The organism is Stenotrophomonas maltophilia group sp. P373 (assembly GCF_053295075.1).
The window spans coordinates 4,156,439-4,174,978 of record NZ_CM129994.1 but is presented as its reverse complement, the minus strand read 5'-3'; the positions used below and the strand labels follow the sequence as shown (position 1 = coordinate 4,174,978).

General features: G+C 64.4%; 11 protein-coding genes and 1 tRNA gene. 10 read left to right on the top strand and 2 right to left on the bottom strand.

Annotated features, from left to right (window positions below; genetic code table 11):
- Positions 1–15 precede the first annotated feature (15 nt).
- The 7 genes from ACSYHF_RS19355 to ACSYHF_RS19325 all read left to right on the top strand — a co-directional run bounded on the left by ACSYHF_RS19355 (position 16) and on the right by ACSYHF_RS19325 (position 14,537).
- Entirely contained in the window at positions 16–3,375 is a 3,360-nt protein-coding gene (locus ACSYHF_RS19355) for a TIM-barrel domain-containing protein (protein ID WP_447575947.1), read from the top strand.
- A 134-nt stretch (positions 3,376–3,509) separates the two neighbouring features.
- Positions 3,510–6,485 carry a TonB-dependent receptor domain-containing protein gene (locus tag ACSYHF_RS19350; protein WP_447575946.1) on the top strand — a complete coding sequence of 992 codons (2,976 nt, stop codon included), beginning with the start codon at positions 3,510–3,512 and terminating at the stop codon, positions 6,483–6,485.
- Between the two features lie 65 nt (positions 6,486–6,550).
- Positions 6,551–7,906: a Gfo/Idh/MocA family protein gene (locus ACSYHF_RS19345; RefSeq protein WP_447575945.1), complete on the top strand. Its 1,356-nt coding sequence runs from the start codon at positions 6,551–6,553 to the stop codon at positions 7,904–7,906.
- A gap of 315 nt (positions 7,907–8,221) precedes the next feature.
- Entirely contained in the window at positions 8,222–12,931 is a 4,710-nt protein-coding gene (locus ACSYHF_RS19340; protein WP_447575944.1) for an RHS repeat-associated core domain-containing protein, read from the top strand.
- 3 nt (positions 12,932–12,934) lie between these two features.
- A complete protein-coding gene (locus tag ACSYHF_RS19335) occupies positions 12,935–13,354 on the top strand; it encodes a hypothetical protein (RefSeq protein ID WP_134955282.1) in 420 nt (139 codons plus the stop codon).
- A gap of 302 nt (positions 13,355–13,656) precedes the next feature.
- Entirely contained in the window at positions 13,657–14,091 is a 435-nt protein-coding gene (locus ACSYHF_RS19330) for a hypothetical protein (protein ID WP_005420072.1), read from the top strand.
- Positions 14,088–14,537: an adhesin gene (locus tag ACSYHF_RS19325; RefSeq protein ID WP_111128146.1), complete on the top strand. Its 450-nt coding sequence runs from the start codon at positions 14,088–14,090 to the stop codon at positions 14,535–14,537. The genes ACSYHF_RS19330 and ACSYHF_RS19325 overlap by 4 nt, the downstream gene beginning before the upstream one ends.
- Before the next feature lie 39 nt (positions 14,538–14,576).
- Here the strand turns inward: ACSYHF_RS19325 and ACSYHF_RS19320 are convergent.
- Positions 14,577–14,653, bottom strand: a tRNA-Arg gene (locus tag ACSYHF_RS19320).
- Between the two features lie 149 nt (positions 14,654–14,802).
- Between ACSYHF_RS19320 and ubiA the strand changes: the two genes are divergently transcribed.
- From ubiA to ACSYHF_RS19305, 3 genes are all read left to right on the top strand, one after another.
- Positions 14,803–15,696 (top strand): 4-hydroxybenzoate octaprenyltransferase, encoded by an 894-nt coding sequence (gene ubiA, locus ACSYHF_RS19315; RefSeq protein ID WP_005411493.1) that lies wholly within the window; start codon positions 14,803–14,805, stop codon positions 15,694–15,696.
- Between the two features lie 161 nt (positions 15,697–15,857).
- Positions 15,858–17,282 carry a short-chain fatty acid transporter gene (locus tag ACSYHF_RS19310; RefSeq protein ID WP_447575943.1) on the top strand — a complete coding sequence of 475 codons (1,425 nt, stop codon included), beginning with the start codon at positions 15,858–15,860 and terminating at the stop codon, positions 17,280–17,282.
- Between the two features lie 272 nt (positions 17,283–17,554).
- The gene (locus tag ACSYHF_RS19305; protein WP_005414774.1) at positions 17,555–17,719 is read left to right on the top strand and encodes a hypothetical protein; all 165 of its coding nucleotides are present in this window, start codon (positions 17,555–17,557) and stop codon (positions 17,717–17,719) included.
- Between the two features lie 54 nt (positions 17,720–17,773).
- Here the strand turns inward: ACSYHF_RS19305 and ACSYHF_RS19300 are convergent, their stop codons facing one another.
- Entirely contained in the window at positions 17,774–18,400 is a 627-nt protein-coding gene (locus tag ACSYHF_RS19300) for a YiiX/YebB-like N1pC/P60 family cysteine hydrolase (protein WP_065186583.1), read from the bottom strand.
- Between the last annotated feature and the right edge of the window lie 140 nt (positions 18,401–18,540).

Sequence of the window (18,540 nt, the reverse complement as noted above, 5' to 3'; positions counted from 1 at the left end):
GGGTTGGGAGTCCGCGTGGAAAACTGCGTACGTCGCTCGCCGCTGATGCTGGCCCTGATGCCGGCCTTGATGCTGGCGTCCATGACGGCCCGGGCCGAGCCGGTCGGCAACCTGCGGTCGGTCAGCGCCAGCGCCAGCCGCGATGGCGTGCAGGGCTGGGACCTGCAGACCGACAAGGGAGCGCGCATCCGCATTGAACTGCCGGCGACCGACATCATCCGCGTGCAGGCCGGCCGCAACGGCACGTTGACCGGGGCCGGCGACAAGGCCGCACCGATCGTGCTGCCGCAGCCCAAGGCGAACGTGCAGGCGCAGCTGGAAGAAGACGCGCAGGAAATCCGCGTGCGTACCGACGCACTGGTCCTGCATGTGCAGCGGCAACCGCTGCGCCTGCGCCTGGAACGCCTGGACAACGGCCAGCCCACCGCGCTGTGGCAGGAACTGCAGCCGCTGGACCTGGAGGCCACGCAGAGCGTGCAGGTGCTGTCCTCGCAGGCCGATGAGGGCTACTTCGGTGGCGGCCAGCAGAACGGCCGCTATCAGTTCAAGGGCCGCGAGCTGGAGGTGTCCTATTCCGGCGGCTGGGAAGAGGGCGACCGCCCCAGCCCGGCACCCATGCTGCTGAGCAGCCGTGGCTGGGGCATGCTGCGCAATACCTGGAGCGATGGCAGCTACGACCTGCGCCAGCCCGACCAGGCCACGCTGCTGCATCGCGAAGACCGCTTCGATGCCTACTACTTCGTCGGCGCGGACCTGCCCAAGCTGATCGAGCGTTACACCCAGCTGACCGGCCGCCCGAACATGGTGGCGCGCTGGGCGCTGTCCTATGGCGATGCCGACTGCTACAACGACGGCGACAACAGCAAGAAGCCCGGCACCGTGCCCGAAGGCTGGAGCGACGGCCCGACCGGCACCACGCCGGATGTGATCGACAGCGTGGCCAAGCAGTACCGCGCCCACGACATGCCCGGTGGCTGGATCCTGCCCAATGATGGCTACGGCTGCGGCTACAAGCAGTTGCCGGAAACGGTGAAGGGGCTCGCCGGCTACGGCTTCCGCACCGGCCTGTGGACCGAGAACGGCGTCGACAAGATCGCCTGGGAAGTCGGCAAGGCCGGCAGCCGCGTGCAGAAGCTGGACGTGGCCTGGACCGGCAAGGGCTACCAGTTCGCGATGGATGCCAACCGCCAGGCGTTCAACGGCATCCTCGACAACTCCGATTCGCGCCCGTTCCTGTGGACGGTGATGGGCTGGGCCGGTATCCAGCGCTACGCCGTAGCGTGGACCGGCGACCAGAGCAGCAGCTGGGATTACATCCGCTGGCACGTGCCGACCCTGGTCGGTTCGGGCCTGTCCGGCATGGCCTACGCCAGTGGCGACGTTGATGCAATCTTCGGCGGCAGCGCCGAGACCTTCACCCGCGACCTGCAGTGGAAGGCGTTCACCCCGGTGCTGATGGGCATGAGCGGCTGGTCGTCGAACGCGCGCAAGCACCCGTGGTGGTACGACGAGCCGTACCGCAGCATCAACCGCGATTACCTGAAGTTGAAGATGCGCCTGACCCCGTACATGTACGGGCTGGTGCACGAGGCCGCGCAGACCGGCGCACCGCCGGTGCGGGGGCTGATGTGGGACTACCCGCACGACCCGCATGCACAGGATGAGACCTACAAGTACCAGTTCCTGCTCGGCCGCGACCTGCTGGTGGCGCCGGTGTACCGCAGCCAGGCCGCCAGCCGTGGCTGGCGCCGCGACATTCACCTGCCGGCCGGCGGCTGGATCGACTACTGGGACGGCCGCCGCGTGCAGGCCGGTGCCGACGGCCGCCAGCTGGACCGCCAGGTGGACCTGGCCACGCTGCCAGTGTTCGTGCGCGCCGGTGCGATCCTGCCGATGTACCCGTCGATGCTGTTCGACGGCGAAAAGCCGCTCGATGAAGTGACCTTCGACCTGTACCCGCAGGGCGACTCGCAGTACACGTTGTACGAAGACGATGGCAACACGCGCCGTTACCAGCAGGGTGAGTCGAGCACGCAGGTAATCCGCGTGCAGGCGCCTGCACTGGGCAGTGGCCCGGTGCAGGTGCAGATCGATGCGGTGCAGGGCCAGTACAACGGCCAGCTGGCGCAGCGTCGTTATGGCCTGCGCGTGCTCAGCCGGCAGGCGCCACGTGCAGTGCAGGCCGGTGGCCGCGCGTTGCCAGCGCTGGCCGATGCGGCGGCGTTCAACGGTGCGGCTGAAGGCTGGTACTTCGATGCCAAGGAGCGCCGTGGCACGCTGCACGTGCGTACCGCTGTCCAGGACATCCGCCAGCCGCTGCAGCTGCAGCTGGACTTCGCGGCGGCCACTGCGGCCGCCGACGATGCCTATCCGGCCGCGCCGGTACTCGGCCGCGAACTGCCCGCAGACAGCCTGCTGGTGGTCAACCGCCCGGCCGAGGAGCCCGGCCATGCGCTGGAGAACGCCTTCGATGACGATCCCAACACCTGGTTCCGCAGCGTGCGCAACCAGGCCGTGCGCACTGGCGCGCACGAGTGGGTGATCGGCTTCGGCGAGCGCAGGATGATCGATGGCATCGACATCGCGCCGCGCAACGACAAGAACTGGAAGCACGGCCAGGTGCGCGATTACGAGGTGTACCTGGGCGACAGCAATGGCGAGTGGGGCGAGCCGATCGCCCGTGGCCGCCTGCAGCTGAAGGAAGGCGTGCAACGCATCGACTTCCCGGCCCATGCCGGCCGCCTGCTGCGCTTCCGCGTACTGAGCGTGCAGAACCCCGAAGGCGACAGCGCCAGCAGCACCGACCCGATGGTGACCGCCGCCCAGGGCAGCGCCCGCGCGTTCGATGCACTGCAGCCGCGCGACGTCGGCCCGATCGCACTGTCCACCTTCCACATCCTCGAACACCAGGAACCGGAGCGACCGGCCCGGCAGCGCTATCTCTCCGAGCTGCCGGTGCCGGCCGCGCTGGCCAGCCAGCTGCGTACCGACCAGTCCTTCCGTGGCGACGCCGGCATGCGCATGAACGGCCTGCAGTTCCGCCGTGGCCTGGGAGTCGGCGCCAACAGCCGCATCGACCTGCGCCTGCAGGGCGGCTGGCACCTGCTGCGTGCCGACCTCGGCATCGACGACGCCTGCCGCAACGCCGGCGGCCTGCAGTTCCAGGTATGGGGCGACAACCGCCTGCTGTACGACAGCGGCCTGGTGAAGGCGCCCGGCGTGGTCAAGCCGGAGCTGGACATCCGTGGCCTTTCCACCCTGAGCCTGCGCACGCTGGGTGCGCAGGGCAGCCAACCCGCCCAGGTCTGTGCCAACTGGGCCAACGCCGTACTGATCGGCCAGGAGGGCGACTCCGCCAGCATCGTCGCCCCATGACCCCCACGTAACACCGCTCCTCCCCCGCCCCATCCCGACTACGGCCCTCATGGCCGTGGCCCGGGAGCGTTTTGCCCGCCGAACGCCCACGCGCTCACTCAGTTGCGCCGCACCCCTGCCAGGAGAGAACCCCGATGTTGCCCGCCCGCCACCACCGCCCCCCCTGCCGCCCGATCGCTCCGCTGACGCTGGCCATTGCCGGCGCGCTGTTCTCGCTTGCTGCTCCTGCCTTCGCCCAGGAGAGCAAGGACAACGCCACCGACCTCGCCCGTATCGAGGTCACCGGCTCCAACATTCGTCGCACCGACGTTGAAACCGCCTCGCCGGTGCAGGTGATCAGCAAGCAGGACATCCAGAACATGGGTGCGCGCACGCTGCTGCAGGTGCTCGACAACCTGCCGGCCGCGCGCCCCGCGCAGCAGGATGCGCGCTCGCTGTTCACCGGTTCCGATGGTGCCTCGCAGGCCAACCTGCGCGGGTTGGGCGCACAGGGCACACTGGTGCTGCTGAACGGTCGCCGCCTGTCGTACTACGGCGCACCGGCCGGGTTCCAGACCCAGTTCGTCAACATCGATGCGATCCCGGCGGCGGCCATCGAGCGCATGGAAGTACTGACCGACGGCGCCTCGGCGGTGTACGGTACCGACGCGGTGGCCGGCGTGATCAACGTGATCACCAAGCGCAACTTCCAGGGTGCCGAGATCAGCTTCACCAACGACACCTCCTCGCGCATCGATTCCTACGGTGAGCGCCAGGCCAGCATCACCGCCGGCTTCGGTGACCTGGCCGAGAACCGCTTCAATATCTATGGCGCGGTCAACATGTACCGTCGCGACGCGATTCCGCTGAGCGATTTCTACGACAAGCGTCCGGACCAGTACTACGTCAACAACCCGAACTACCTCAACAACCTGCGCCTGGGCGTGGGCAGCAGGCCGGGCGAGTTCAACCCGGGCACCTACTTCGCCTTCGATCCGGTCACCGGCCGCCGCGTGCAGGAAGCTGCGCCGGGCTGCAAGAACGTGTTGACCAGTGAAGCGGCTGGCCCGCGTTGCGTCTGGGAAACCTGGATGAACAACGAGATCGATGCCGGCGCCAAGTCCGAGCGCAACACCGCCTACCTCAACGGCACCTTCCTGGTCGGTGACAACACCGAGATCTTCGCCGAGGCGACCTACACCGACATCGACCTGCGCGCCAACGGCGGCACGCCGCGCACCTATGGCACCACGACTGGCAACCCGACCAGCTGGTTCTCGCGCAACACCGGCAACACCGTCAACCAGTTCCTGTACCCGTTCCTGGGCCCGAACAACGAGTACAACCACGCCAGCCCGCAGTTAAAGGCCATGATGGGCGGCGTGGTCGGCCTGAACTACCTGCTGCAGGATGCCGGCCCGAACTACTTCGGCCAGCGCAATACCGACAAGAGCTACCGCGTGCTGGCCGGTGCGCGTGGCAACCGGGGCGACTGGAACTGGGAAACCGCCTTCGCCAGCGCCGGTACCCACTCCACCACCTACCAGACGATCAACGTCAACACCAAGGGCTTCGAGAAGGCGTTCGGGCCGTACACGATCGATCCTGGTACCGGTCGGGTGATCATCTCCGACCACCCGGCGTACAAGTTCGGCGAGATCAGCGAAGCCAACGCCGCGTTGATCCGTGAAGCGTTCCCGACCTTCGACATCCAGTCGTGGACCCGCCTGCATACCCTGGACGGCAAGATCGAAGGACCGCTGTTCCAGCTGCCGGCAGGCGAGATGCGCGCCGCGTTCGGCTTCAACGCCAGCCGTGAGACCTTCTACACCCCGGGCAATGCCGATGCGGCCAATGGCCTGATCACCCAGCAGGGCGGCTCGTGGTTCGACGGCAAGCGCAACACCTACGCGCTGTTTGCCGAGACCGTGGCACCGATCACCGACAAGCTGGAACTGGATGCGGCGGTGCGCGTGGACAAGTACCCGAACTTCAGCGCCAACATCGCGCCGAAGATCGGCTTCAAGTACCAGGCGTTCGATCAGCTGATGTTGCGCGGCACCTATTCCACCGGCTTCCGCGCACCGAGCCTGGCCGAGTCCGGCAACGGCGGCGTATTCGCACAGCTCGGTGGCTTCCGTGACGAACTGCGCTGCGGCGAGACCAACGCCATCGCCAACCTGCTGCTGAAGTCGCAGCGGCCGGGTGACGTCGACCTCGGCAAGACCCTGCTGAACGTCGACTGCAGCCGCACCGTGGCGCGCATGACCCAGCCGAACAAGGACCTGAAGCCGGAAAAGGCCAAGATCGCCACCCTCGGCTTCGTCTACGAGCCGGCAACCTGGCTGTCGGTGTCGGCCGACTACTGGTTCATCTACCGTGACAACGAAATCGTCGCGCCGGACTATCGCCGCATGGAAGACATCATCTCGATGTCGCGCTCGCCGATCACCGACAGCGACCGTGCCAACCTGGCGCAGCTGGCGGCAATGTGCGCCGATCCGGCCAGCGGCGTGAGCTGCCCGGCCACCCTGCCGGGCTACTCCGCCGGCAACGTGGCCAGCGTGGTCGGCCAGTACAAGAACCGCGGCAAGACGCTGATCGACGGCTTCGACATCGACGCGCGCAGCCGCTTCTCGCTGGGCGACTGGGGCAGCCTGAACATCGGCCTGGCCGCCACCATCGCCAACCGCAACCGCTTCTATATGGACGCGGAGAACGGCTGGTACTACGGCGACGTGGTGGGCTACTACAACAACCCGCGCCTGCGTGCCACGCTCAATGCAGACTGGACCTACAAGCAGGTGACCACCAGCATGTTCGTCAACTACGTGGGTGGCACCAAGTGGGCTACCGACCAGATCGACGAAGAGAGCAACAACAAGGAAACCTGCACCGGCGGCTACCTGGCCCTGCAGAAGAGCAAGTGCGATGGTGCACCGTCGTGGTGGACCGCCAACATGAGCGTCACCTGGCGCCCGGATGATGCGTGGAACCTGAGCTTCACGGTCAAGAACCTGTTCAACCGCCTGCCGTTCTACGATCCGAACAGCTTCCTGGGTGACTCCAGTGACTACGCAACCATCTTCGGCCGTGGTTACAGTGTGACCATCGGCTACCGGTTCAAGTAATTCCGTTTGCGTGACCTGGCGTGCCGGCTGCGGCCGGCACGCTGCCAAGAGGAGAGATGTCTGTCATGAAGCGTAGGGAATTCATCGCGGCCAGTGCCGCTGTTGCCGCCAGCAGCCTGCTGCCACAGACCCCGGCATGGGCACGCGGGCGCAAGGTGCGCCTGGCCATGATCGGTACCGGCATGCGCGGGCTGGTGCTGCTGAAGGAGCTGGTGCGTCGCGACGACGTCGAAGTGGTTGCCCTGTGCGACATCGAGCCGATCATGCTGGGCCGTGCCACAGAGATGGTGGCGAAGGCCGGCAAGCCCGCGCCGAAGACCTATGGCCAGGATCGTGATACCAACGCGTGGAAGCGCCTGCTGGAACAGAAGGGCATCGATGGCGTGATCATCGCCACGCCGTGGGAGTACCACGCACCGATGGCGATAGCCGCGATGCAGGCCGGCGTGGCCGTCGGCTGTGAAGTGGTGGCCGGCATCACCCTGCAGGACCACTGGAACGTGCTGAAGACCCAGCTCAGCACCGGCACCCCGTACATGCTGCTGGAGAACGTCTGCTATCGCCGCGACGTGATGGCCGCGTTGCAGATGGTGCGCCAGGGCCTGTTCGGCGAACTGGTGCATCTGCAGGCCGGTTACCAGCACGACCTGCGTGGCGTGAAGTTCAATTCCGGCGATCCCAACCAGCCGTACGACAGCGGCGTGGAGTTCGGTCCCAAGGGCTGGAGCGAAGCACGCTGGCGCACCGAGCATTCGGTGCAGCGCAACGGCGAGCTGTATCCCAGCCACGGTATCGGCCCTTGCGCGATGTATACCGGCATCAACCGTGGTAACCGCTTCACCCACATCAACGCCTTCGCGACCAAGGCACGCGGCCTGCACGAATACACCGTGGCCAAGAGTGGTGGCACCACCCACCCCAGCACCCAGGTGAAGTTCAAGCTGGGCGATATCGTCACCACCACGCTGGCTTGCGAGAACGGCGAGACCATCCTGCTGCAGCACGACACCTCGCTGCCGCGCCCGTATTCAATGGGCTTCCGTGTGCAGGGCACCAAGGGCCTGTGGATGGACGTGAACCATTCGATCCACATCGAAGGCCGCAGCCCGCCGCACCAGTGGGAAGAGTTCAAGAAGTACCAGGACGCGTACGAGCACCCGCTGTGGAAACAGAATGCCGACACCGCCGCCAGCGCCGGCCACGGCGGCATGGACTGGTTCGTCATCCATGCATTTGTTGAAGCGCTCAAAGCCAAGGCACCGATGCCGATCGACATCTACGACGCGGTGACCTGGAGTGCGATCACCCCGTTGAGCGAGCAGTCGATCGCCAACGGTTTCCAGACGCTGGAGTTCCCGGACTTTACTGCTGGTGCGTGGAAGACGCGCAAGCCGATCTTCGCGTTCGACGGTAAATACTGAGATTCATCCCTTCCATGCTGTGACGGAAATGCCGGGCGATGCCCGGCGTTTCTGTTTCTGGAGGCATTCGCCTTGTAGAGCCGAGCCCACGCTCGGCTGCTTGTTCGGTCGGCCGCTCGCTTTATCAGAAAACTCTGAAATCCGACCCACTCCACAGTTTCTGACTTGAATGTGTAAACGACATCGGAGATAACGTCCCCCATGCGGTCAGACCGCATTCCGGACCAGGGACGATCCGAAGCATGACGTGGTGAGGCAACCGCCCCACGTTCTCGTTCCTGCCGGTGCTGTGTTTGTCCAGGAAGGAGAACAGGGATGTTGGAACGACTGAAGACCATTTCGTGTGCCGCACTGGCGATGATCGCGCTGGGGAGCTTGGCTCCTTGGGCTGCGCAGGCGCAGGAGGTGCAGAAGAAATGGGAGAGCTACCTGTCGATGGGCCAGCCGCGAGCTACCGAAGCGGCGGTGCAGAAGGACATCAAGTCGCTCTTTTCCCAGTACGAAAAGGACAAACCCTTCAATTGGCATGTCAAACGCCAACGCGTCCTTGGAAAGAAGGTCATCTACGATTACCGGGTGAGACCCGAGAAGATCGTTACTACCGACTGGGTCTACATCCACTCAGGGCAGGAGTACTCATCCGAAGATCAGATTCGTAGCGTGATCCTCGCTACCCGCGTCAGCGACCCGCAGTGCCCGGCGACTTCACTCACGGAGGATCCTTGGGTGGAGCTCCTTGGACTTGGCAGGGGCGACGACGGTAGCGTCACCAACGAGGAGAAGAATTTCCATTACACCTTGAACTTCTATCATCAGAGCACTCAAGAATGCTCGTCGATAGTGGGGTGGGAGCATGTGCGCCGGGCCAGAACGGCGCTTTGTCCGAATCGACCGTCCCTGACGTGGAATGAGGCCCTGCAGATGTGCTCTCTGGTCCAGCAGGACGAGCCGCACATGTCGCCCATGCTCTCCTACACAAGCGGGCCGCTGCCGCCGCAGCAGTGTCCTGTTGGTAACCCGTGTGATCCGACCACTGGCGATAAATCCCAGCCTGAGCCGGATTTCAACCTTGGATGGGTGAGCTTCCAACGCCACTATCACTCCCTGACGAGCACGGCGGGCGGCGCGTTGGGTACGGGCTGGACCCATTCCCACAATCTGCGGCTTACCGCAGGCGTAGACGATTCCACCTTCCCTCCCAGCTCCGAACTGAAAGTTGGGCTGATCGGCGCCGATGGCGGGCAGATCGCATTCCAGAAAGTGGGGGCAAGCTACGAAGCCATGGACGGAAGCGGCGATCGCGCGGTCCAGCAGGGCACCAACTGGCAACTTTCACGTGCCGGAGAGCGCATTTATTTTGATGCTGATGGCTTGATGCAGCGCCGTGATTTCGAAGACGGTACTTCGCTGACCTATGCACACGACAGCCGCGGCCGCCTGCTCAGCATCACCCATTCAACCGGTCGGCGCGTGGATGTCCAGTACCTCGCGCCGGGCGACGATTCACTGATCTCGGCCCTGGTGATCGCCGGCCAGCCTGTGGTGAGCTACGCCTATTCTCCGGCCGGGGAACTGATCACCGCGACCTATGCCGACGGTGCCAGCCGTACGTATCACTATGAGGACGCCCGCTTCCCGGGCTACCTAACCGGCGTGACCGCCGAAGACAACCAGCGCTACAGCTGGTACGGCTATGACACGCAAGGGCGAGTCACCTGCAGCCGCCATTCCGGCGATTGCAGCCAAGCCGACGTGGGCATTGATGGCGTGCGCCTGGAGTACACCCCGGCAGGCACCACCATCGTCACCGACGCACTGGGCAAGCAGAGCACCTACGCCTTGACCGCCAGCGGTACCAGCGGCCTTCCGCGCAAGGTCAATGGCATCACCGAGAGCAACGGCAGCATCAGTCGCACCTATCTGCCTGAGGGCACCGATTTCCGGCGTCGGCTTCAGTCGGTGACCGATCGCCGTGGCGTTGTTACCAACTACGCCTATGCGGAGGCCAGCGACGCTGTCGCAGGTGCTGTCAGTGTGACCACCACCACCGAAGCGGCCGGTACTCCGGACCAGCGCATCAGCGAAACGCGCGTGGCCATGGACAGCAATCGGCTGGTGCAGCAGACCGTCGGTAACCGTGAGGTCCGCGTCGCACGCAATGTGCGCCTCCAGCCAACCACCATCACCGTGCGCGACAGGGTGACCGGTGATACCCGCATCACCACGCAGACCTACTGTGAGGCCGAAGGGCCGGAGTGCCCGCTGGTGGGACTGCTGCGTAGCGTGGATGGCCCACGCAGTGATGTGGCGGATGTCTCCACCTATGCCTACTACACCGCGGACGACGCGGGATGCGCGGCCAATGGTGCCTGCAGTTATCGCAAGGGCGACCTGCGCAGCGTGACCAATGCGCTGGGCCAGACGGTCGAGACCTTGGCCTACGACGCGTTCGGGCGGCCGTTGTCGGTCAAGGATGCCAACGGCGTGGTCACCGATTACACTTACCATGCGCGCGGCTGGCCGACCTCGGTCACCGTGCGCGGTGCCACCACAGCCGAGGACCGGGTGACCCAGATCAGCTACTGGCCGACCGGCCAGGTGCAACAGATCACCGAGCCTGACGGCAGCAGCGTTACCTATGTCTATGACGCCGCCCAGCGGCTGACGGACATCGCGGACAGTGCGGGCAACACCATTCACTATGCGCTGGACAACGCCGGCAACCGCCTCAAGGAAGACACGCTGGATGCAGGCGGCACCCTGCGCCGTACTCTGGCGCGGACGTTCAACACGCTTGGCCAGCTGACCGCGCTGAAGGATGCGGGCAACCACGCCACCGGCTTTGCCTACGATGCCAACGGCAACCCGCAGACGATCACCGACGCCCTGCAGCGCGTGACCAGCCAGCAGTACGACCCGCTGAACCGCCTGGCGCAGACTCTGCAGGACGTCGGCGGCGTGGCGGCGGAGATCCGCAGCCAGTACAACGCGCTGGATCAGGTCACCCAGGTCACCGACCCGAAAGGTCTGCACACCACTTATGCCTATAACGGTTTCGGTGATCTGACCGGGCAAGTCAGCCCGGACAGTGGCGCCAGCAGCTTCACCGTGGACGCCGCCGGCAATCGCAAGACGGCTACCGATGCGCGTGGCGTCACCGCCACCTATCACTACGATGCACTCAACCGCCTGATCGGTATCGCCTATCCGGACCCCAATCTGGACGTGGGCTACAGCTATGACGTGGCGCCGGCCGCCTGTGCTGCCGACGAGCGCTTCGCCAAGGGACGGCTGAGGCAGGTGCTGCATGCCAATGGCAGCACCCAGTACTGCCATGACCGCTTCGGCCAGGTCACCCGCAAGGTGCAGACCGTCAACGGCGTTGCCAGTACGCTGCGCTATGCGTACAGCAAGTCGGGTCGCCTGACGGCATTGACGTATCCCGATGGCAGCGTCGCCGACTACGTGCGCGATACTCAGGGGCGCATCAGCCAGATCGGCCTGACCCGGCCCGGCCAAGCCCGCCAGATCGTGGTGAACAACGTGACCTACGCGGCTTTCGGCCCGGCGACCGGTTGGGCCTACGGCAACGGCCGCCAGCTGCAGCGTCCGTTAGACCTGGATTATCGCCCTCAGGCGGTGCATGACCCGGCTGCAGGCGGCCTGTCGCTGGGCTATGGCTACGATCCCGTCGGTTCGATCACCGAGCTGAAGAACGGCGCAGGCTCGTCGGTGCTGGCCAAGTACGCCTACGACGCGCTGGGTCGCCTGACCCAGACCCAGGACGGGACGACAGGCACGCCGATTGAAACCTATGCCTACGACGCCACCGGCAATCGCACCGCGCTGACCACCTCGGCAGGCACCGCCAGCTACACCTATCCCGCAACCAGCCACCGGCTGACCGCCGTGGACGGCGAAGCGCGCAACCATGACGCAGCGGGGAATACCACCAGCATCGGCAGCAAGACGTTCATCTATAACGATGCCAACCGCATGAACGCGGTGAAGCAGGGCAATTCCGTACTGGAAAGCTACGCCTACAATCATCGCGGCGAGCGCGTGCTGCGTACCCCGGCTGGTGGCGCAGCACAGATCACGTTGTACGACGAAGCTGGGCAGTGGCTGGGGAACTACTCGGCCACGGGCCAGGCGCAACAGCAGGCCATCTGGCTGGACAACTACCCGGTGGCGCTGATCAACGTGCCGGGCACCGGCGTGCCGGAACTTGCCTACGTCCAACCAGATCATCTGGGCACGCCGCGCGTGGTGATCGATCCGGTACGGAATGTCTCGATCTGGGAGTGGAGCAACAAGAGCGAAGTGTTCGGCAACCAGATTCCGAGGGCTGACCCGGATGGCGATGGTGTGGCGTTTGGGCTTGCGCTGCGCTTCCCGGGCCAGCAGGCCACGGATGCGAGTGGGTTGTTCTACAACTACCAGCGTGAGTATGAACCAATGGTGGGGCGGTACTCGCAGAGTGATCCGATTGGTTTGGTTGGAGGCATCAGTACTTATTCATATGTGAGTGGGAACCCTGCGTCTGCTTTGGATCGTCTTGGCTTACAGTCCGGTGCAGCTCGGGCTATGCGATTGCCACCTCCAGCGTATCGGCCTGGAAGTGGTTACCAGCAGTGGAATCCTGACCTCCCGGGCTATGGGGAAGGGCAAGCTCCTGCGCCATACATTGATATGAGTCCGATCCACTCGCCAATCGATGCTTTCATTGGTGCGACGGTAAGTTTGCCAGTAATCGTGGATGCTCTCGCCAACCTCTACTTCAGCAAGAAAAAGGACGGTGCGCGATCCAAGCCTACGAACTGTCCAGTAGGAACACTCCCTATAGACACGGCCAAAAAATCCTTCGGGCTTGATCATGGTGCCGTTGAAACCATTAAGGAAGGTTCCGCTGCTAGCCCGACGCACTGGACTGGTATAGCCCCAAATGGCGATATTTGGGTTGGGACGCAGGACGGCAAAGGTAGAATAGAGGGGAATATTAGTGATTATGGTTTTGGGAGGTGATGCGTGAGTGGTCTTTTGGTGAATATTTCACTTAGGTTTTTCCATCCCTCTGTTTCTGCTGAATCCATTAGGGAGGAAATTGGTTTGGAGTCCCGCTTTGCCCGCAGTGCAGGCGAGCCTAGACCAGCTCGGCAGGGTGAGGATCAGCAGCTCTATGAATTTACCTATCTATCTATTCCTCTCGCGAGGAAGGTGAATGTCGAGTTGGATGAGGAGATCTCCCGTTGGTGCGATTTTCTGATAAACAAGCGTGAGTTCATTGGCCACATCACAGATACGGGAGGGAGGGCAGAATTCTATATCAGCATCTTTGTGGGCGGACTTGGCGGATTTGAACTGGATCGTGCAGTTCTCACCAGAGTCACAACTTTGGGCCTCGGTTTGGCGGTGGAAATTTACCCGCCTTCGGGCGACGAGACGTAGAGCGCCTCGGGTGCGCGGTCGAATCGGCTGCATCGGGAATGTGGTCGGCAGAGGGGATGTCATCTATCTATCCCTGGATCCAGATGCGGTACTGGAGGAGGACGTCTGGGAACTGGTCGCATTGTTCAGGAGGTATCGGATTCCACTGGCCCAGCTGCGAACGCTGGAGGCAGGCAGGTACTCTCGAGCGCTGCGCGATGCCTTGCGCGAGTAGGGTGCCAAGCGGGAGGCAAGGTGCATGAGCTCCCGCACTCCTCCACAAAAGAACGCGATCGGGCTGCACGCCCTCGGAGAGGTACAAGATGAAAGCCAGGCAGATTCTTCGGTACGGGCTGGCCTACGCGGTGTCGTGTGGAGCACTCTGGCTGTTCCTGCACTTTGTGGGCAGGGCGCTTTACGCCTTCGACTCACATCAGGTTTTCTTCTGGCTGTATGCCGTCAGCCTTTTGTTGCTGGGAATCTGCGCACGGGTTCCCGCCGCGGGCCGCCTTACGATCAGGCGGCTTGCCAAGGGGGCTGGCTTGGGGCTGCTCGCGGGCCTTCTGGCCCAGGTCGTGGTGCTTGTACTGGAAGCCTATAGATTCAGCGGATTCAGCCCATCGCTGCTCTGGCAGGTACCGGTTTCGCTGACGGTGATGAGCGTCGTGCTGCTCACGCCGCTCTGGGGCGTAGTGCTGGTTGCCCTCACTGCCGAACACCGCCGCGACAACCACCCACGTCAGGCCTCGAAGCCATGAAGCACCTGAACGCCTTTTGCCTCGTGGTTGCACTGACATCCTGTGCGGCGCATCCGAACCGCACCACGAAGTGTCCGCCGGCCCATTTCACCTACGTCGGCACCGAGAGCGTCGACGGACTGACCTACGGGCGCTTCCAGGTCACCCACAATGCTGATCAGCCGCTTCAGCTGTGGGTGGATGAGAGACGCAGGTTGAACCCAAGGACCGCTCGCGCAGAGATGAGGCGCACAGGCGAGGATGCCTGGCGGCCTTACAACGTGATCCTTGAGGAAATCACACCGGGAGCGATCGGGCTGTCGATCGGGCAGGATGAACAGCAGAGCGTTCTGTTCGATGGTGATGGCCTGTTCCTGGCCGGCGCATCCAGCGCGGGCGCGAATTACTCCATCGTGGTACAGGACGCTGCCGGTTGCGAGCATCGCTCGGCAACGTTCATTCCCTGACATTTCTGGCGGCGCGCCGGCCAGGCAACGAAGGAAAAATGGCGCGCCCGGAGGGATTCGAACCCCCGACCAATGGCTTCGGAAGCCACTACTCTATCCGGCTGAGCTACGGGCGCGTTGTAGAACCGCCGCGCCGTCGGCCAGTGCCGGGGCGGGCATCGCAGCGCCATGAGGCGGTGCGGGACCGGCATTCTATCCAGTTTCGTCGAACAAATCTCCCCCCACCGGCAAAGCCCTGCCAGAGGGGCAGGAGTATCCTATCGCCATGGCTGATACCCCCCTCACTTCGCCGCAGTCGCCGGCGACGCCGCGTTGGCGGCATTACTGGAGTCTGATGCGCGCTGATCGCCCGATCGGCACGTTGCTGCTGCTGTGGCCCACGTGGTGGGCGTTATGGCTGGCTGCCGGCGGCCTGCCGCCGCTGTGGACGCTGTTCGTGTTCACCGCCGGCGTGTGGCTGACCCGCTCGGCCGGTTGCGTCATCAACGACTACGCTGACCGCTGGCTCGACCCGCATGTGGAGCGCACCAAGGCGCGGCCGCTGGCCACCGGCGCGATCAGCGGTCGCGCCGCGCTGGCGCTGTTCGCCGTACTGATGCTGGTGGCCTTCGGCCTGGTGCTGACCCTGAACGGGCTGACCATCGGCCTGAGCTTCATCGGCGTGTTCCTGGCCGCCAGCTATCCGTACCTGAAGCGCTACACCCATCTGCCGCAGGTCTACCTGGGCATGTCGTTCGGCTGGGGCATCCCGATGGCGTTCGCCGCCGTGCAGGGCGAGGTGCCGATGCTGGGCTGGCTGCTGTATGCCGGCAACATCCTGTGGTCCACCGCCTACGACACCTGGTATGCCATGGTCGACCGCGAGGACGACCTGAAGATGGGCTCGCACTCCACCGCGATCCTGTTCGGTGATCTCGATCTGGTCATCCAGGGCGTGCTGTACGCGCTGTTCCTGGCCACCATGGCGCTGGTTGGCGTGCGCGGCGGGCTGGGTGGCTACTACCTGGCCGGCGTGGCCGTGGCCACCGCGCTGGTGGTGTACGAATTCTGGATCTGCCGCAACCGCGAGCGCGGCCCATGTTTCAAGGCGTTCCTGCACAACAACTGGGTCGGCGCCGCGCTGTTTGCCGGTATCGCCGTGGACCTGGCGCTGCGTTGACCCCAGGGGTTGGTAGAGCCGGCCGCTGGCCGGCTGCACCCGTGCGCGATCCCGAGTTTGCCGGCCAGCGGCCGGCACTACCGCCACCTACGACCAATAGGTGGCAGACAGCCCACACCCCACCGCCCAGAATCGGTCCATCGAACCTGGGAGGGTAGGCGATGGCCTCGACGGCAGCAGTACAGGACGGCTGGATGGCGCGCGCAGCGCTGCGCTCGGCCGCCTGGGCGGAAAAGTGGTTCCCCGATGCGTATGTGTTCGCGGTGCTGGGCGTGGTCATTGTCGCGCTGGCCGCGATGGGCTTCGGTTCGACCCCTCAGGCCACCGCCAGCGCCTTTGGTGACGGCTTCTGGAGCCTGATCCCCTTCACCATGCAGATGGCCTTCGTGGTCATCGGCGGCTACGCCGTGGCGACCGCGCCGGTGGTCGCACGCTTCATCGATTTCCTGGCCCGGGTGCCGCGCACCGGTCGCGGTGCGGTGGTGTACGTGGGCCTGGTCAGCATGCTCGCCTCGCTGCTCAGCTGGGGCTTCTCGCTGGTGTTCGGTGGCCTGCTGGTCCGCGCGCTGGCCCGTCGCACCGAACTGCGCATGGACTACCGCGCCGCCGGTGCGTCGGCCTATCTCGGCCTGGGCGCAGTGTGGGCGATGGGGCTGAGCTCGTCGGCCGCACAGTTGCAGGCCAACCCGGCCAGCATGCCGCCGGGCCTGGTGGAGATCACCGGCGTATTGCCGTTCACCGAAACCATCTTTCTGTGGCAGTCGATCGCCCTGACCGCAGTGCTGATCCTTGTCTCGCTGCTGATCGCCTGGCTGACCGCGCCTGCGGCCGGCAGTGCGCGTACTGCCGAGGAATTTCCCGGCGCTGCGCAGGCCGAGCCGGAACCGCTGCAGCGACGCACGCGCCCGGGCGAATGGCTGGAATACAGCCCGCTGCTGACCGTGCTGCTCTCGCTGCTGGCGTTCGGCTGGCTGTTCAACGAGTTCGCCAACAAGCCGGTGCTCACTGCCATCGCCAACCTCAACACCTACAACTTCCTTTTCATTTCGCTGGGCCTGCTGCTGCACTGGCGCCCGCGCAGCTTCCTCAACGCGGTGGCCAAGGCGGTGCCGAGCACCACCGGCGTGCTGATCCAGTTCCCGCTGTACGGCGGTATCGCGATGATCCTCACCCACGCCGCCGGTGGTGACGGGCAGACCCTGGCGCACCGGCTGTCGAGCCTGTTCGTGCACGTGGCCAGCACCGATAGCTTCGCGCTGGTGATGGGCATCTACTCGGCGGTGCTGGGCTTCTTCGTGCCGTCCGGTGGCGGCAAGTGGATCATCGAGGCGCCGTACGTGATGCAGGCCGCCAACGAGCTGAAGGCGCACCTGGGCTGGGCAGTGCAGGTCTACAACGCGGCCGAAGCGCTGCCGAACCTGATCAACCCGTTCTGGATGCTGCCATTGCTGGGCGTGCTGGGGCTGAAGGCACGCGACATCGTGGGCTTCACCTTCATCCAGTTGCTGGTGCACATCCCGCTGGTGCTGGGCCTGTTGTGGCTGCTGGGCATGACCCTGGCGTATGTGCCGCCGGTGATGCCGTGAGTGCAGGGCTGGCGTCCGTGCGCGAGCAGGACGCCAGCTCCGTTCAGCGCGTGTTTCCAGCAGAGCACGCCATGAATGCGCGCAGTCGCGCTGACGGCATGAGCACATGCCGAACCCATATGAATCCTTCATCGGCTTGTGCCGCAAGGGGCTTTGCCCGTTCATTCACGCGCGTACACACCAATGTAGCCGCCCACCAACGCGCGATTAACTCTTCGCTGCAGACGATGGTCCCGTCCACCGCATTCCGCGTGTGGCTTTGGAGATCGGACATGGCACAGCAGAACCAGAACCCGAACCAGAAGCAGCAGGGCCAGCAGAACCAGCAGGATCAGCAGCAGGGGCGTGGCCGCGACCAGCAGCAGCAACAGCAGCAGGAACAGCAGCAGCGCAACCAGCGCAACCAGCAACAGGGTGGGCAGGACGAGGAGGAGTGACTTCGGTACCCACTTCCTGTGATGCGCGAAGCCCCGCCCCGTGCGGGGCTTCGCTTATTCCAGCACGCCAATGCGTTGCAGCACCGGCGCTGCTGACATGTCGTTCGGGTTGGTGCCCGGCTGATCCTGCGGCACCTCCATGCCCATGGCGCGGTAGAGATCGACCCAGTGTCGTGCGATCTGCCCGGTCTTCGGGTTGCGGAAGTTCATCGGCTGCAGTGCGAACACATGGTGCGCACGGAACGCACGTTCGATGAAATCCGAACAGTAGTAGCTGTCCTCATTCAACACATACGACGTGTTGTAGGGCTTGCCCAGCATCATGCGTGCGGTCGCGATCGCATCCTTGATGGCAGCCTGCTGCGATGCGCGCAGCCGATAGACCACGACCTGCCGCTGCTTGCCTCGGGCGTCCTCGCGGAACTGATCCAGCGTCTGCCGGCGCGAGCCTTTCTCATCCGCATGCAGTACCTCCCAGCCGTCTGGCGCCGCAGCGACCAGGGCCACGTGATCGAAGCTGGGTGCGCCCTGCTTGCCGGTGGCATCGTCGATGGCCGCGCTCAGGCCGGCATGGCCGGCGGTGACGAACAGCAGATCGCCTTCCCGGACCTCCAGCGCGGCCGCACCACCAGGCCACAGCGTTGGCAGCAGCAGGGAGAGGGCAAGCAGGAATGCGCGCATGGGGCCAGGGTCGAAGCGTGTGCGGCGTAGTCTAACGGCTGCTGCGATGACGTTGATTTCAGTATTAGTGTGATATTAGTCACAATTCGGCATGTCGGGATATTCCTGACAGCGGATGTTGAAACTGAATTGACCGAGGC

Bases quoted from the DNA above. Each gene is read 5' to 3' on its own strand.
- ACSYHF_RS19350 (WP_447575946.1), top strand. From the start codon at position 3,510: ATGTTGCCCGCCCGCCACCACCGCCCCCCCTGCCGCCCGATCGCTCCG.
- ACSYHF_RS19345 (WP_447575945.1), top strand. From the start codon at position 6,551: ATGAAGCGTAGGGAATTCATCGCGGCCAGTGCCGCTGTTGCCGCCAGC.
- ACSYHF_RS19340 (WP_447575944.1), top strand. From the start codon at position 8,222: ATGTTGGAACGACTGAAGACCATTTCGTGTGCCGCACTGGCGATGATC.
- ACSYHF_RS19330 (WP_005420072.1), top strand. From the start codon at position 13,657: ATGAAAGCCAGGCAGATTCTTCGGTACGGGCTGGCCTACGCGGTGTCG.
- ACSYHF_RS19325 (WP_111128146.1), top strand. From the start codon at position 14,088: ATGAAGCACCTGAACGCCTTTTGCCTCGTGGTTGCACTGACATCCTGT.
- ubiA (WP_005411493.1), top strand. From the start codon at position 14,803: ATGGCTGATACCCCCCTCACTTCGCCGCAGTCGCCGGCGACGCCGCGT.
- ACSYHF_RS19310 (WP_447575943.1), top strand. From the start codon at position 15,858: ATGGCCTCGACGGCAGCAGTACAGGACGGCTGGATGGCGCGCGCAGCG.
- ACSYHF_RS19305 (WP_005414774.1), top strand. From the start codon at position 17,555: ATGGCACAGCAGAACCAGAACCCGAACCAGAAGCAGCAGGGCCAGCAG.
- ACSYHF_RS19300 (WP_065186583.1), bottom strand. From the start codon at position 18,400: ATGCGCGCATTCCTGCTTGCCCTCTCCCTGCTGCTGCCAACGCTGTGG.